11 protein-coding genes are annotated in these 12,979 nt (G+C 77.0%); 2 read left to right on the top strand and 9 right to left on the bottom strand.

Features of this window, described 5'->3' with window-relative positions; genetic code table 11:
• Positions 1-28 precede the first annotated feature (28 nt).
• Positions 29-748, top strand: a complete 720-nt coding sequence (locus ACFU9A_RS00790) for a DUF305 domain-containing protein (protein ID WP_430573353.1) — start codon at positions 29-31, stop codon at positions 746-748.
• A 24-nt stretch (positions 749-772) separates the two neighbouring features.
• Here the strand turns inward: ACFU9A_RS00790 and ACFU9A_RS00795 are convergent, their stop codons facing one another.
• Positions 773-1,600: a type II CAAX prenyl endopeptidase Rce1 family protein gene (locus ACFU9A_RS00795; RefSeq protein WP_430573354.1), complete on the bottom strand. Its 828-nt coding sequence runs from the start codon at positions 1,598-1,600 to the stop codon at positions 773-775.
• 91 nt (positions 1,601-1,691) lie between these two features.
• On the opposite strand from ACFU9A_RS00795, the gene ACFU9A_RS00800 reads away from it, so the two are divergent.
• A complete protein-coding gene (locus tag ACFU9A_RS00800; RefSeq protein ID WP_430573355.1) occupies positions 1,692-3,437 on the top strand; it encodes a SpoIIE family protein phosphatase in 1,746 nt (581 codons plus the stop codon).
• A 48-nt stretch (positions 3,438-3,485) separates the two neighbouring features.
• Here ACFU9A_RS00800 and ACFU9A_RS00805 read toward each other — a convergent pair whose 3' ends face one another.
• The 8 genes from ACFU9A_RS00805 to ACFU9A_RS00840 all read right to left on the bottom strand — a co-directional run bounded on the left by ACFU9A_RS00805 (position 3,486) and on the right by ACFU9A_RS00840 (position 12,974).
• Positions 3,486-4,520 (bottom strand): WxL protein peptidoglycan domain-containing protein, encoded by a 1,035-nt coding sequence (locus ACFU9A_RS00805; RefSeq protein WP_430573356.1) that lies wholly within the window; start codon positions 4,518-4,520, stop codon positions 3,486-3,488.
• 7 nt (positions 4,521-4,527) lie between these two features.
• Positions 4,528-6,213, bottom strand: coding sequence for an HtaA domain-containing protein (locus ACFU9A_RS00810; protein WP_430573357.1), 1,686 nt, complete (start codon positions 6,211-6,213; stop codon positions 4,528-4,530).
• A gap of 59 nt (positions 6,214-6,272) precedes the next feature.
• Positions 6,273-7,667, bottom strand: coding sequence for a hypothetical protein (locus tag ACFU9A_RS00815; RefSeq protein WP_430573358.1), 1,395 nt, complete (start codon positions 7,665-7,667; stop codon positions 6,273-6,275).
• Positions 7,664-9,031 (bottom strand): hypothetical protein, encoded by a 1,368-nt coding sequence (locus ACFU9A_RS00820; RefSeq protein WP_430573359.1) that lies wholly within the window; start codon positions 9,029-9,031, stop codon positions 7,664-7,666. The genes ACFU9A_RS00815 and ACFU9A_RS00820 overlap by 4 nt, the downstream gene beginning before the upstream one ends.
• Positions 9,028-9,894: a heme ABC transporter ATP-binding protein gene (locus ACFU9A_RS00825; protein WP_430573360.1), complete on the bottom strand. Its 867-nt coding sequence runs from the start codon at positions 9,892-9,894 to the stop codon at positions 9,028-9,030. Before ACFU9A_RS00825 ends, ACFU9A_RS00820 begins: the two co-directional genes overlap by 4 nt.
• Positions 9,891-10,937: a FecCD family ABC transporter permease gene (locus tag ACFU9A_RS00830; protein ID WP_430575319.1), complete on the bottom strand. Its 1,047-nt coding sequence runs from the start codon at positions 10,935-10,937 to the stop codon at positions 9,891-9,893. The genes ACFU9A_RS00825 and ACFU9A_RS00830 overlap by 4 nt, the downstream gene beginning before the upstream one ends.
• A gap of 50 nt (positions 10,938-10,987) precedes the next feature.
• Positions 10,988-12,112: a hemin ABC transporter substrate-binding protein gene (locus ACFU9A_RS00835; protein WP_430573361.1), complete on the bottom strand. Its 1,125-nt coding sequence runs from the start codon at positions 12,110-12,112 to the stop codon at positions 10,988-10,990.
• 214 nt (positions 12,113-12,326) lie between these two features.
• On the bottom strand, positions 12,327-12,974 hold the full coding sequence (locus ACFU9A_RS00840) for a heme oxygenase (biliverdin-producing) (RefSeq protein ID WP_430573362.1): 648 nt from the start codon (positions 12,972-12,974) through the stop codon (positions 12,327-12,329).
• Positions 12,975-12,979: the final 5 nt, after the last annotated feature.

Here is a 12,979-nt window from a genome sequence, read left to right on the forward strand (position 1 = left end):
GCAACAATCCCCAGGAGAGGATCGTCAGGTGACCACAGGCCCCCTGCCCCACCGCCCCCGCTGCCGCCGCGCCGTCCTGACCGGCGCGGTCGCGCTCGCCGTCGGGCTCGCCGTCGCCGGGTGCACCGCCGACGAGCCCGAGGCGACCTCGACGCCGTCGTCGGCCGTGCTCGCGCCGGGGAAGCCGGGCGAGCCCGCCCGGACGATCGCGCCCGAGGAGTACGAGGGCATGGGCGACGCGGACGTGGTCACCGACGCCGACGTCGACTTCATGACCCGGATGATCGACCACCACGCCCAGGCCGTGGAGATGTCGCGGCTGGTCCCCGAACGGTCGACGTCGGGGCAGGTCGCGAGGCTCGCCGAGCGCGTCCTGCTGTCGCAGGAGGGCGAGATCCGGTACATGGGCCGCTGGCTCGAGGACCACGACCTCCCGGTGCCCGCGGTCGCCTCGCCGTCGTCGACGGCGGACGGGAGCGGGCCGCGCGCCCCGCAGACCCACGACCACGGCTCCATGCCCGGCATGCTCACCGACGCCGAGATGGCTGCCCTCGCGGCGGCCGACGGCGCCGCGTTCGACCGGCTGTTCCTGGAGGGCATGATCAAGCACCACGCCGGCGCCCTGACGATGGTCGAGGAGGTCAGCTCCGCCGGCCGCGACGAGGCGGTCCAGGAGTTCTCCTCGAACGTGGCGGCGGACCAGATCGCGGAGATCGACCGGATGTCCCGGCTGCTCGACGAGCTGTAGCCCCGCCCCGCCGGCCGCGCCGCGTCACGGCGCGGTGACGAAGACGTCGAACAGCTCGGGGTGGTGCCCGTGCACGAGGACGGCGAAGACGACGGCGTCGAACAGCAGGTGCACGGCCACCACGTAGGTGAGGCTCTTGTACCGGCTGAAGATCCAGCCCTGCACGAGGGCGAACGGCACGGTGAGCAGCGGCCCCCACTCGCGGTAGCCCAGCTCCCACAGGAACGACACGAAGATCGCCGCCTGCAGCACGTTCGACGTCCACAGGCCGAAGTGGCGGCGCAGCAGGGCGAACACGGTGCACACGAAGAACAGCTCGTCCCAGATGCCCACCGCGTTGACGCCGACGAACAGCCGCGCCACGTCCTGCCCACCCTCCAGCGGCGGCCAGTTGAGGTAGGCGCCGGAGCCGAGGAAGTACCAGGGCAGCACGAGGTAGCCGACGAGCACCACCACGGCCAGGTACGCGTACTGCCCCCGCGACCAGCGGCGCCCGGTCCCGACGGGGAAGCGCACCGCGCCCGCGCCGTCGTCGTCGCGGAACCAGAACCTCGACGCCGCCCAGGGCACCAGCACGGCCAGGGAGAGCACGACGGCGAAGCGCGCCATCCCGGCGTCGGACAGGTCCGCCTCGAGGGGGATCGTGGAGATGATGCCGAGCGCGACGGCGATGAGCGCGAGGTCGCGGCCGAGCCGCCGGTCGACGACCAGCCCCAGCGCGACGCCGGCCACCAGCGGCAGATAGGCCAGCGGGCGCACGTGCACCGCGAACAGCAGCACCGCCGACGCCGAGACGAGGCCCGCGGCGACGAACCGCCAGGGCGCGGCGCGGGCACGGCGGGCGACGTTCATCGTTCGCGAGGATATCCGGGAGACCGCGTGGAAGAATCCGGGACATGGTCGCGGGTCCCGGTGCGCACAACCGAGACGGGGGCGCGCACCGGTGACCCACGGACCCGCGATCGAGGCCCTCGTGGCCGCCGGCCTCGCCCGCCCCGTCGCGGACGAGTCGTTCGACCGCTTCGCGCGCCTCGTGCAGCGCCAGCTCGGCGTCCCCACCGCCCTCGTGACGCTCGTGCTGCCGGACGCCCAGGTCTATCCCGGCGCCCTCGGCCTCCCCGACCCGTACCAGGTCACCCGGCGCACCACCCTCACCCAGCCCCTGTGCGGCGAGACGGTCCGCGACGGGCTCCCCCTGGTGGTCGAGGACCTGCGCGCCGACCCGCGCTTCGCGAGCCGGGAGACCGTGACCGAGCTCGGCATGGGCTCGTACGCCGGCTTCCCCATCTTCGACCGGCACGGCGCGGCCGTCGGGACGGTGTGCGCGCTGGACGTCGAGCCGCACGCGTGGAGCGACACCGACCTCGCGACCCTGGCCGACCTGGCCGCCGCCTGCACCGCCGAGCTGCGGCTACGGCTGGAGCGGCAGCGGGCCCACCGCATCCAGCAGGTCGCGGTGCACGCCACGCGCCGCACCCGCATGCTGCTGGACCTCACCGACCGGTTCGCCTCGGCGACGACCCTCGACGAGATCGTGGACGCCCTGCGCGCGTCGGGGCCGGGGCTGGGCACCACCTGGGCGGCGCTCACCGTCGCCGACGGCAACGACACCGGGCTCACCCTCATCGAGCGCGAGGGCATGTACCCGTACCTGCCACGGCTGTGGAAGTACTCCGACCCGGGGGTCGCGGCCGTCGCCCGGGCCCGCCGGCCGGCGTTCTACCGCGACGGCTCGTCCGCGCTGCGCGACCTGCCGACCTTCGCGCCCTGGATCGACCCGTCGCTGGGCGGGCTGGCGCTGCTGCCGATGGTGGTGGACGACCGGCTGCTGGGCGTCGTCGTGCTCGAGTGGCGCGGCCCCCACGACCACGACGACGAGAGCCGCCGCACGGCCGCCACCCTCGCGTCGTGCGTGGCGCAGGCGCTGGTGCGGATCCGCGTGCTCGAGGACCGGCACCGCGTGGCCACGACCCTGCAGGCGGCGATGCTCACCGACCTGCCCCACGTGCCGTACCTCGAGCTCTCCTCCACGTACGCGTCGGCGACCCGCACCGACAAGGTGGGCGGGGACTGGTACGACGCCGTCGAGCTCGACCCGCGCTCCGCGGTGCTGATGATCGGCGACGTGACCGGCCACGACATGCAGGCCGCCGCCCGCATGGGCCAGCTGCGCGGCATGCTGCGCACCCTGGCGTGGTGCCAGGACGCGCCGCCGGCGCGGCTGCTGCGCGAGCTCGACCGCGCCAACCGCGGCCTCGGCCTCACGGCGACGGGCACGGCGACGGTGGCCCGCCTCGACCGCACGGGCCCCGGGGAGCCCGGCACCGGCGACGACGCCTGCCGCCTGTGGTGGTCCAGCGCCGGGCATCCGCGGCCGGTCGTCGTCCGCGCCGACGGGCACGTGGAGGAGCTGGCCGGCCGGCCCGACCTCATGCTCGGCGTGGACCCCTCCGCGTCGCGCCGCGACCACGCGGCCGAGCTGCGCCCCGGCGACACGCTGCTCCTGTACACCGACGGGCTCGTCGAGTCGCGCACCGTCAGCTACGCGGCCCGCGTGCAGCGCCTGGTCGGCGTGCTGGAGGAGCTGCACCACCACCCGACGACCGAGCTGCCGCAGGCCGTCGTCGACCGGATGGTGCACGGCACCCAGCGCGACGACGTCGCCGTGCTCGCCGCCCGCGTCCGCTGAACCGCCCGGGGCCGCTCGCCGAGCGCCCCCGGGGGGCGAGGGCCCGGGCTACGTCGCGGGGTCCCGGACTCCCTCGGCGGGCCTCCGACGACCCCGGCGGGAGCGCCGGAGCGGCCAGGCGACGGCGGCGGCCGCGACCAGGACGACGAGGGCGAGCAGGGACCACGGCACGGCCCAGGCGGTCGCGTCGGCGGTCGCGGTGGTCGCTCCCCCGCCGCCGACGCCGACGACGAGGCCGTCCGCGCGGACGTCGGCGGCGACGCGGAACGTCGGGCGCACGCCCTCGACCTCGACGGTGCGCCGCACGACCGCGCCGGGCAGCAGCTCCTCCTGGGGCAGGCCGCCGGCGCGCGCGCTCGCGCCGGGCCCGGTGAGCCGCACGGTCTCCGTGGGCACCACGCGCGCGTTGCCGGTGTTGGTGAGGGTGTACGTGACGGTCGCGCTCGTCGCGCCCACGGGGTTGAGGGCGGGGTGCACGACGACGGCGACGTCCGAGACGGCGAGGCCCGGGGCGAGGGCGCCGTCCACGCGGGCGTGCACGCGCAGCGCGAGGCGCCGGTCGACGCTCAGCGCGCCGTCGCCCACCCGCTGCCGCAGCGACGTGACGACGCCGCCGGCGTGGTCGCCGGGGGTCGCGTCGTCCGGCACGCGCAGCGTGAACGGCACCTCGACCGACGCCCCGGGGTCGATCGCGACGGTGCCGTCGTCGGAGCCCGCGTCGAGGGTGAGCCACGCGCCGAGGTCGGCCGGCTCCTGGCCGGCGGGCAGCAGGTCGAGGTGGCCGCTCGCGGTGGTCAGCGCGTCGGTCCCGTAGACGGCCAGCTCGAGCGGCGCGGCCGAGCGGTTGGTGACGACGAGGACGTCGCGCACCCGCTGACCGGGCTCGACGGCGTAGGCGAAGTTCGCGCGCCCGTCGCCGTGCTTCCCGTCCTTCGGGGCGAGGGACCAGGTGAGGTCGTCGGACGCGGCGGCGTGCGCCGTCGTGGCGGCGGGCAGGACGAGGGCGAGGGCGGCGAGGACGGCCGCCGCCGCGGCGCGCAGGTGGGGTGCGCGCCGCGACGACGGACGGTGGTGCGTGCTCACGGGAGGGTCAGCCCACCGCGGTGAGGGTCAGCACGCCGGTGTAGTCGCCCGCGGGCGTCGACAGCGGGATGGCCAGGTCGAGCCCGGCGTCCACGGAGACCGACCCGGCGGCGTGGCCCTCGGGCGCGGAGACGAGCGTCGCGCCGCCCTTGAGGCCCGAGCCGGAGCCCGGGGCGACCGCGGCGCCGGCCACGGCCCCGCCGGTGTTCGTGCCGACGGCCGGGGTCCAGCCCAGCGCGGAGCCGCTGAACGACCGGCTGCCGGCGAAGAAGTCCGTCACCGTGCCGGTGAGGCTCCACGCCGGGCTGCCGGTCCGGGTGTCGGTGACGGTGACCTGGCGCAGGTCGCCGGACGCGGTGAACGCGGCGTCGCCCTGGGTCGCGGTGCCGAGGCTGATCGCGCCGCCGGACGCGATGGTCCAGGTGAGCTCGCCCGGCTCGCCCGGGCCGCCGGGCTCGCCGCCGTCGTCGCCCTCGGGCACGGTGACCTCGACGTCCACGTCCCCTCCGCCGCCGCCGGCCGGGGTGAAGGCCACGGGCACGGCCAGCTCCTGCGCCGCGTTGGCGGCCGCGCCGCCCGCCGCGTAGGTGTACACGCCGTAGACGCCGTCGGCGTCGTCGGTCTTCACCTGGAGGTCGGCCGTGAACGTGCCGTCGTCCTTCAGCAGCACGAGCTGGTCGGCCACGCCCGGGTTGGACGCCTTGAGCTGCGAGTACGACGGCTCGGGCAGCGCCCACCTCTGGCTGACGACCGTGCGGGCCGTCGACGCGGCGCCGTCCGACGGACGCCAGTCCTGCCCGAACTTGCCGAAGACCACGTAGACGCCGGTGGGCTGGCCGGTGGTGATCGGCGGTCGGGTGGCCGTGTTGGCGGCCGGGTCGAAGCCCGAGCCCTCGACCCTGAGCGTGCTCGTGGTCGAGGGGTCGAAGCCGGAGCTCTTCGAGAGGGTCACGGCCGGGTTCCAGACCTGGGCCGGGGCCTCGAGGTCGGCGGTGACGGTGAGGTCGTCGAGCTCGGCCCCCTCCTGCAGGAAGTCCTGCACGGCGGACGCGCCGGCCTGGGTGAGGGTGACGCCGTCGGCGGTCACGGACACCTGGCCGCCCGAGACGTCGACCGTGGTGGTCGCGACGTCGCCCAGCACGACGTCGTCGCCGCCGTAGGTGCCGGCCTCGTACCCGAGGTCGTTCTCGGGGATCACGACGGACAGGTCGCCCACGACCTTCCCGACGCCGCCCGTCACCTCGATCCCGACGTTCTCGACCGTCACGGTGAACGCGTGCGACGGGAAGTGGAAGACGGCGCCGCCGGACGACGTGACGCTGAGGTCGTCGGCGTCCGTGACGCTGCCGCCGGAGACGGGCAGCAGGTAGGGCAGGGTCTCGTTCGGCGGCGTCGTGTCGACGGTCGCGGCGGGGGTGCCGTCGGTGTCGAGCTCGGCGGGGGCGACGAGGGTGATGCGCTCGCCGACGGGCACCGCGCCGACGGGCGGCAGCGCCGCCGTCTGGAGCCCGACGTAGCGGCGGAAGCTCTCGCGGAAGCCCCACGAGACGCTGCCGCTGTCCGCGACGACGTCGCGGGGGTCGGCGGCGTGCGCGGACGGCGCGGCGACGAGCGCCGCCCCGAGGCCGAGTGCGAGCGCCCCGGCTCCCGAGACCAGCCGGCCGTACCGGGCCGGGCTGTGGGTGATCGACATGTCAGTGGTCCGTTCAGTGTCGGAGGGATGACGAGGGGTGGGGGTCTGTGGGGGCGCGGCTACGGCCGGAAGGGCAGCACGAGCCAGCGCCGGCGGAAGCCGACGACGGCTCCCGAGGCGGTGAGGAGCAGGCCCGTCGTGGCGAGGGCCAGCCGGTCGGTGCCGGGGCCGCCGCCGGCCGCGAGGCCGGGCACCAGCGGGGCACCGTCACCACCGAGGGTGGCGGCCTGGACCGCCGGGAACGCGGTGGCCGCGAGCGGCGTCGCGGGCGGCGTGCCGCCCGCACCGGCCGGGCCGCCGAGCGCGCCGCCGGGGAAGGCACCGGCCGGTCCGCCGGTCCCGCCCGTCGCCCCGGCGCCCGCGCCGACCGTCCCGTCGCCGGTGCCCGACGGGGTCCCGGCGCCGGCCCCGGCGCCGCCCGTGCCACCGGGGTCGACGGGTCCGCCGCCGGAACCGACGCCCTGGGTGGGCGGCGTGCTGCCGATGCTCTGCGCGGCGTCGAAGCTCACGCCGACGACGGCGGGCGGCTTCGCCGCGTCGCGGTGCCCGGAGGAGTACCAGTACGAGGCCTGCCCGGTGCGCTGCTGGAAGTCGACGAGGCTCTGCGGGAACGCGCCCCAGCACGAGCCCGCCGGGTCCTGCCGCACCTGCGCGGCGCTGTCGTCCGCGTCGACCCGCACCCCGCAATAGGCGGGCTGCAGGAAGCCGCCCTTGCCGGCGAGCCGCTTCCCCGCGAACGTCGCGAGGGTGACCTTCGTCGCGGGCAGGCGCCGCCACCTCGTGACGTCGTCGCGGTCGGCCGCGTAGCCGCCGGCGGTCGCCGTGAGGGTGCCGTCGCCGTCGGCGTCGAGCGTGAGCACGGGGTCGCTGGCCCACCAGTACGTCATGCCGCCGTAGAAGACGACGCTGAACGAGCCGGTCCAGCGGATCGCGACGGAGCCGTCCGCCTTCCGCGTGCCGCGCCCGCCCGTGACGACCACCTCGGCGCCCGTGGTGGTGGACAGCGCCGCCTTCTCGCCCGTCGGAGTGGTGCACCGCGTCGCGAACGTGGACTGCTGCTGCCGTGCCTCCGCGCCGGTGCCGACCGTGCGCAGCACCCGGACCGCGCCGGCCCGGCCGTGGTAGAGCGCGGCGTCGGCGTCGCCCCAGATGCGGCTGCCGCCCGTGTCCCCGTCGGTGCCCGGGGTGCCGGCCATGAGGAAGTTGCAGCCCACGTAGTTGCCGGAGCCCGCCTCCGTGTTCACCGCCCAGCGCAGCTCGGCGTCCGTGAGGGTGGCGGTCCCGCCGCCGTCGCCGTCCCCGGTGCGGCCGGGCACCGTGACGGTCAGCGGGACGACGTCGTCCGGGTCGTCCGCGGCGGCGGCCGGGCCCGCGAGGGCCGGGGCCGCCAGCAGCGCCGCGGCCGCCGTGGCCGCGGCGACGAGGACGCCCGCCCGCACGCGCCGCGCCCTCACGCGCCCTCCCCCGCGGTCGCGGCGGTGGGGCTCGTCTCGGCACCCTCGACGCTCTCGGCCGGGGCCGCGCCGGCCTCCGCCCGCGCGGCCCGGCGGCGACGCGCGCCGGTGACGGCGGACGCCGCCACGAGCGCCACCAGCAGCAGGAACGCCACGCCCACGGCGAGCTCCGCGGGGCTGTAGGCGAGCCCGCCGGGTCCGGCGGGGCCCGCGCCGCCGGCGGCGCCGGCGGCCGCGACCAGGGCGTCCGAGGCCTCGGCCTCGGCGGGGTCGCGCAGCACGGTCACCTCGACCTCCGGCGTGCGCCCGGACGACGCGCCCGTCAGCTTGAGCACGTGGGTGCCGAGCCGCAGGTCCGACGGCAGCTCGAGCAGGCCCGCGACCTCGCCGTGGTTGCCCGCACCGAGGGGCCCGACGGCGAGCACGCCGCCGTCGAGCGTCGCGACCACCTGCTCCCCGGGCTCGAACCCCTGGCCCGCGAAGCTCAGCACCCGGCCGGCGACGGCGGTCGCCTTGTCGACACCCACGGTGGCCTTGCCCGGGAGCTCGGCCCTGCCCCCGCCGGCCGTGTCCTGCGCCGCGCCGTCGGTGCCGCGCTCCGCCCCGCCGGCCGTCGTGCCGGACCCGGATCCTGACCCGGATGCCGAGCCGGAGCCGGACCCGCCGGAGGAGCCGTCCCCGTCCTCGTCCGCCGCCGTGCCCGCCGCCGTGCCCGCCGTCGCGCCCGACGCCTGCCCCGAGGCCGCGGCACCCGCGCCGTCGAAGGTCACGGGCGTGAACGACTCGTTGGCGGCGTTGGCGACGCCGTGCGCGCCGATGGTGATGACGCCGCAGCGCACCTGCGTGCAGTCCACCTCCACGGTCTTGCCGGAGCGGTCGACGGTCCGGAAGCGCGCCCCGGGCACGACGAGCTTCGCCGACCACGAGCCGTCGGCCGTGATCGTGCCGCCGTTCGCCTCGGCGGCGGTGCTCGACCCGGGGAACGCCACGAACCGCTGGTAGCCCGCGTTGTCGGCGGCCTCCGAGTCGGGCACGTAGCGCAGCGTCTCGCCGGTGGCCCCGCCGGCGCTGGGCCGCCACGACCCGCCGGACGGGTCGGACACCCAGCCGAACAGCACGTAGACGCCGCCGAACGCGTTCTTCACCGACTGGAACCCGCTGCCGCGCAGGGTCAGCGTGGTCGGCTGGTCGGCGGCGGCGCGCGCGGCGCCCCCGAGGCCCGAGACGACCACGCGCGCCGCGGCCTGCGCGGCCGGGGCCGTCGCGACGAGCGCGCCCCCGGCGAGCGCCGCGGCCAGCAGCAGCACGAGCAGCGTGGCGAGCGGGCCCCCGGTCGGGCGGGCGGCGGGACGGGTCGGGTTCATGCGGGGTCCTCGGCGAGCGACGGGATTCGGGCGGTCGGGTCCTGCGCGGGCGGCTCCTGCGCGGGCGGGGCCCCGGCGCCGTGCCGGGGCAGCACCAGCAGCGCGCCGGTGACGGGGTGGGGCAGCACGTCCACGGGATGGTCGTAGACGTCGGTGAGCAGGGCGGCGGTGAGCACGTCGGCCGGGGCACCGAGCGCGGCGACGCGGCCGCCCGCGAGCACGAGGACGCGGTCGGCCCAGGCCGCGGCCAGCGCCAGGTCGTGCAGGACGACCACGACGGCGCCGCCGCCGCGGGCGTGCTCCCGGGCGCGGGCGAGCACCCGCTCCTGGTGCCGCACGTCGAGGGCGGCGGTGGGCTCGTCGAGCAGCAGCAGGCGCGGCTCCTGCGCCAGCACCCGGGCGTACGACGCGCGGGACTTCTCCCCGCCGGACAGCGTGGGGTAGCGGCGGGCGGCCAGGTGGGCGACGTCGGCCTCCTCCAGCACCGCGGCCACGACCTCCTCGTCGCGGTCCTCCGCGGCGGTGCCGCGCCAGGGCGCGCGCCCCATGCGCACGACGTCGACGACGCGGAACGGGAAGCTGACCAGGTTCTCCTGCAGCAGCACGCCGCGGTGCCGCGCGAGCTCGGCGGGCCGGACGGCGGCCACGGGCGCGCCGTCGAGCGTCACGCCGCCCTCGTCGGGCCGCCGGTCGCCGGCGAGCACCGCCAGCAGCGTGGACTTGCCGGCCCCGTTGGGCCCGACGACGACGAGCACCTCGCCGGCCCGGACGTCGAGGTCGACCCCGTCGAGCAGGACGGCGCCGTCGGCGCGGCCGTCGACGCGCACGGTGGCGGCGCGGACCTCGAGCAGCGGGCCGCTCATGCCCAGCCCCCCGCCTGCCGGCGGGTGCGCCGCACGAGCCAGAGGAAGAACGGCCCGCCGACCAGCGCGGTGAGCATGCCGATCGGGAGGTCCGCGTAGGGCACGGCGGTGCGCGCCACGAGGTCGGCGGCCAGGAGCAGGACGGCGCCGCCGAGGGCGCTGGCGGGCAGCAGGACGCGGTGCCCGGGCCCGACGGCCATGCGCACCAGGTGCGGCACCACGAGCCCGACGAACGCGATGACCCCGCAGAACGCCACGGCGGCGGCGGTGAGCAGCGCGACCACGACGATCGCCACGACACGCAGCCGCTCGACGTCCACGCCGAGGTGCCGGGCGGAGCGCTCGCCGAGGGCGAGCAGGTCGAGCCGGCGCGCCATCGCGCACGCGGCGACGAGCCCGACCAGCACCAGCGGCGCGACGATCGCGACGTAGACCCACCGGGTGCCGTTGAGCGACCCGAGCTGCCAGAACACGATCTGCTCGCGCTCCTGGGTGTCGCCGAGGAAGGTGAGCAGCGCCAGCGCCGCGCCGCACACGGCGTTGATCGCGACGCCCGTGAGGACGAGGGTCACCACTTCCGTCCGCCCGCCGGAGCGCGCGAGGGCGTAGACCGCGAACGTGGCGACGAGCCCCCCGAGGAACGCGGCGCCCGCGGTGGTCCACGGCCCCGCGACGGTGGCGCCGAGCACGATGGTCGCCGACGCGGCCACGGCCGCCCCGGAGGAGACGCCCACGACGCCGGGCTCGGCGAGCGGGTTGCCGAACACGCCCTGCATGAGGGCGCCGGCCGCGGCGAGCGCGGCGCCCACGAGGACGGCCATGACCACGCGCGGGAACCGGATGGTCCACAGGGCGGCGTACCCGTTCGGGTGCGTCGGCTCGGGCCCGAGGTCGAGGCCCAGGCCGCGCGCGAGGCCGCCGAGCACCTCGGCGGGCGGGATGTGCAGGTGCCCGGAGCCCGCGGCGACGACGGCGAGGACCAGGAGCGCCACGGTGAGGCCGCCGAACAGCACGGCCGCGCGGGCCGGGACGGACGGGGGCAGCGGCCGAGGGCCGGGAGCCGGCTCCGTGGGGCGCGCGACGGCGGGGGCCGTCACCCGACGCTCCCGGGCGCGTAGAGCGCGCGGGCGAGCGCGTCGAGCACGGCGGCGGTGTCCGGGCCGAAGGCGAGGACCTGCGAGTCGTCCATCGCGACGACGCGGCGGTGCTCGCCGGCGGGCGTCTGCGCGAGGGCCGGCAGCCGCTCCAGCAGGCCGTCGACGCCGCCGGCGGACTCGAGCCCCTTCGACATCATGAGCAGCACGTCGGGCTGCGCGGCGACGATGCCCTCGTCGTTCACGGGCCGCATGCCCTGCCACCCGATCTCGGTGGCGACGTCGACCGCCCCGAGCGACTCCACGAGCGAGTCGGCGCCCGACCCCTCGCCGAACAGGTAGTAGACGCCCGCCTGCCCGCGCACGTAGAGGAAGGCGACGCGCAGCCGGTCGCCGTCCTCCGCGGGCGCCAGGCGCGCGATCTGCGCGGTGACGTCGTCGATGGCGGCCTGGGTGCGGTCGGCGAGCGCGTCGCCCTGCGCGGGGACGCCCAGCGCGTCGGCCACGGACCGGACGAGGTCGCCCGAGGTCTCCACGCTGCGGTGCGGGTCGAGCACGACGACGGGGATGCCGGCGTCGCGCATCTGCATGAGCACGTCCCACGGCCCCAAGGTGGTGTCCGTGAGGATCACGGTGGGCGCGAGCTCGAGGACCGCCTCGCCCGTGAGCTCGTGGCCGTTCGCCGTGACGAGCGGCAGGTCGGCGATCTCGGGGAAGGTCGACGAGGTGTCGCGCCCCACGACGCGGTCGCCCAGGCCGAGCTCGAAGACGGTGCGCGAGAGCGAGCCGTAGAGGTCGAGGGCGAGGATCCGGCTCGTGTCGGTGACGGTCACCTCGGTGCCCTGCGCGTCGGTGACGGTAACGGGCAGCTGCGGCTGCGGGTCCTCCGCGACGGGGTCGACCGGCGTCGCCGCGGCGCGCGCGGTGGTCTCGCCGGTCCAGGCCCTCGGGTCGTCCAGCACGTCGAGCTCGCCCAGCGGGGTCGTGTCGACGGCGGCGGCGCCCGGCGCCGCGGCTCCCCCGTGCGCGACGGCGGTGCACCCGGTCAGCGCGAGGGCGACCAGCAGGGCGAGCGGGGCGACGACGGCGCGGCGGGCGGCGCGGGCCGGCGGGCTCGAGGGCATCGGGCGTCCTCTTCCTGGGGAGTGTCCGGCGGTCGCCGGTCGGGGTGCGGCCGCGCCGCACCGGGGTCGTGCGTCGGGCGTCAGGGCCGTCCAGCAGTAAGGCTAGGCGGGCCTAACTTAGGCCAGCCTCGCCTTATTTGTCATCCTCCGCGCAGAGGTCGGCCCGGGTGATCCGCGTCACCCGGGCCAGGGGCGCCGCCGACGACGGGCCAGGTCAGCGGCGGGCGGCGCCCAGCTCGACGAACACGGCGCGGTTGAGACGAAAGGCTTCCTGCGCCTCCGACACGGCGAGGTCCACCTCGGTGTCGTCGAGCCGGAGTCCGTCGAGGCGCTCCCGGTACAGGTCCTTGAACGGCTTCGCCTTGGGGATCTCGGGGAAGTCGTAGAACTCGAGCCCCGCCGCGGTCATGCCGTAGTGCCGCTGCATCATCCGCTGGATGACCTGGCCGCCGGAGAGGTCGCCGAGGTAGCGCGTGTAGGCGTGCGCGGCGTAGCAGGCGACGTCGCCGCCGACGGCGTCGAGGCGCGCCGCGTACCGGAGCGTCGCGGGCAGGACGCGGACGGCGTCGCGCCAGCCGGGGCCGTACAGGTGCTCGAGGTCGCGCTCGATGGCGGGCACGCGAGTGAGCTCGTCGAAGACGAGCTCACGGCCCCGCGCGTCGGCCCGCATCCGCTCGCTCGCGCGCTCCAGCGCCGTGTAGACCGCGTGCTGCTGCGCGGCGAGGTCGGCGTAGGCGGCGACGTCGAGGCGGCCCGCGAGGAGGAGCTCGACGAAGCCCTCCGACTCCGCCGCCGTGTGCTCGGCGCGCGTGCCCTCGCGCAGCCGGGTCGAGAGCGGGGCAACCTCCGCGAGCACGGTCATGGACG

Origin of the sequence: Isoptericola sp. NPDC057653, assembly GCF_042799955.1 — a bacterium.
Taxonomy (GTDB): domain Bacteria; phylum Actinomycetota; class Actinomycetes; order Actinomycetales; family Cellulomonadaceae; genus Isoptericola.

Coding starts and splice junctions, on each gene's coding strand:
- ACFU9A_RS00795 (WP_430573354.1), bottom strand. CDS start 1,600: ATGAACGTCGCCCGCCGTGCCCGCGCCGCGCCCTGGCGGTTCGTCGCC.
- ACFU9A_RS00810 (WP_430573357.1), bottom strand. CDS start 6,213: ATGTCGATCACCCACAGCCCGGCCCGGTACGGCCGGCTGGTCTCGGGA.
- ACFU9A_RS00820 (WP_430573359.1), bottom strand. CDS start 9,031: ATGAACCCGACCCGTCCCGCCGCCCGCCCGACCGGGGGCCCGCTCGCC.
- ACFU9A_RS00825 (WP_430573360.1), bottom strand. CDS start 9,894: ATGAGCGGCCCGCTGCTCGAGGTCCGCGCCGCCACCGTGCGCGTCGAC.
- ACFU9A_RS00835 (WP_430573361.1), bottom strand. CDS start 12,112: ATGCCCTCGAGCCCGCCGGCCCGCGCCGCCCGCCGCGCCGTCGTCGCC.
- ACFU9A_RS00840 (WP_430573362.1), bottom strand. CDS start 12,974: ATGACCGTGCTCGCGGAGGTTGCCCCGCTCTCGACCCGGCTGCGCGAG.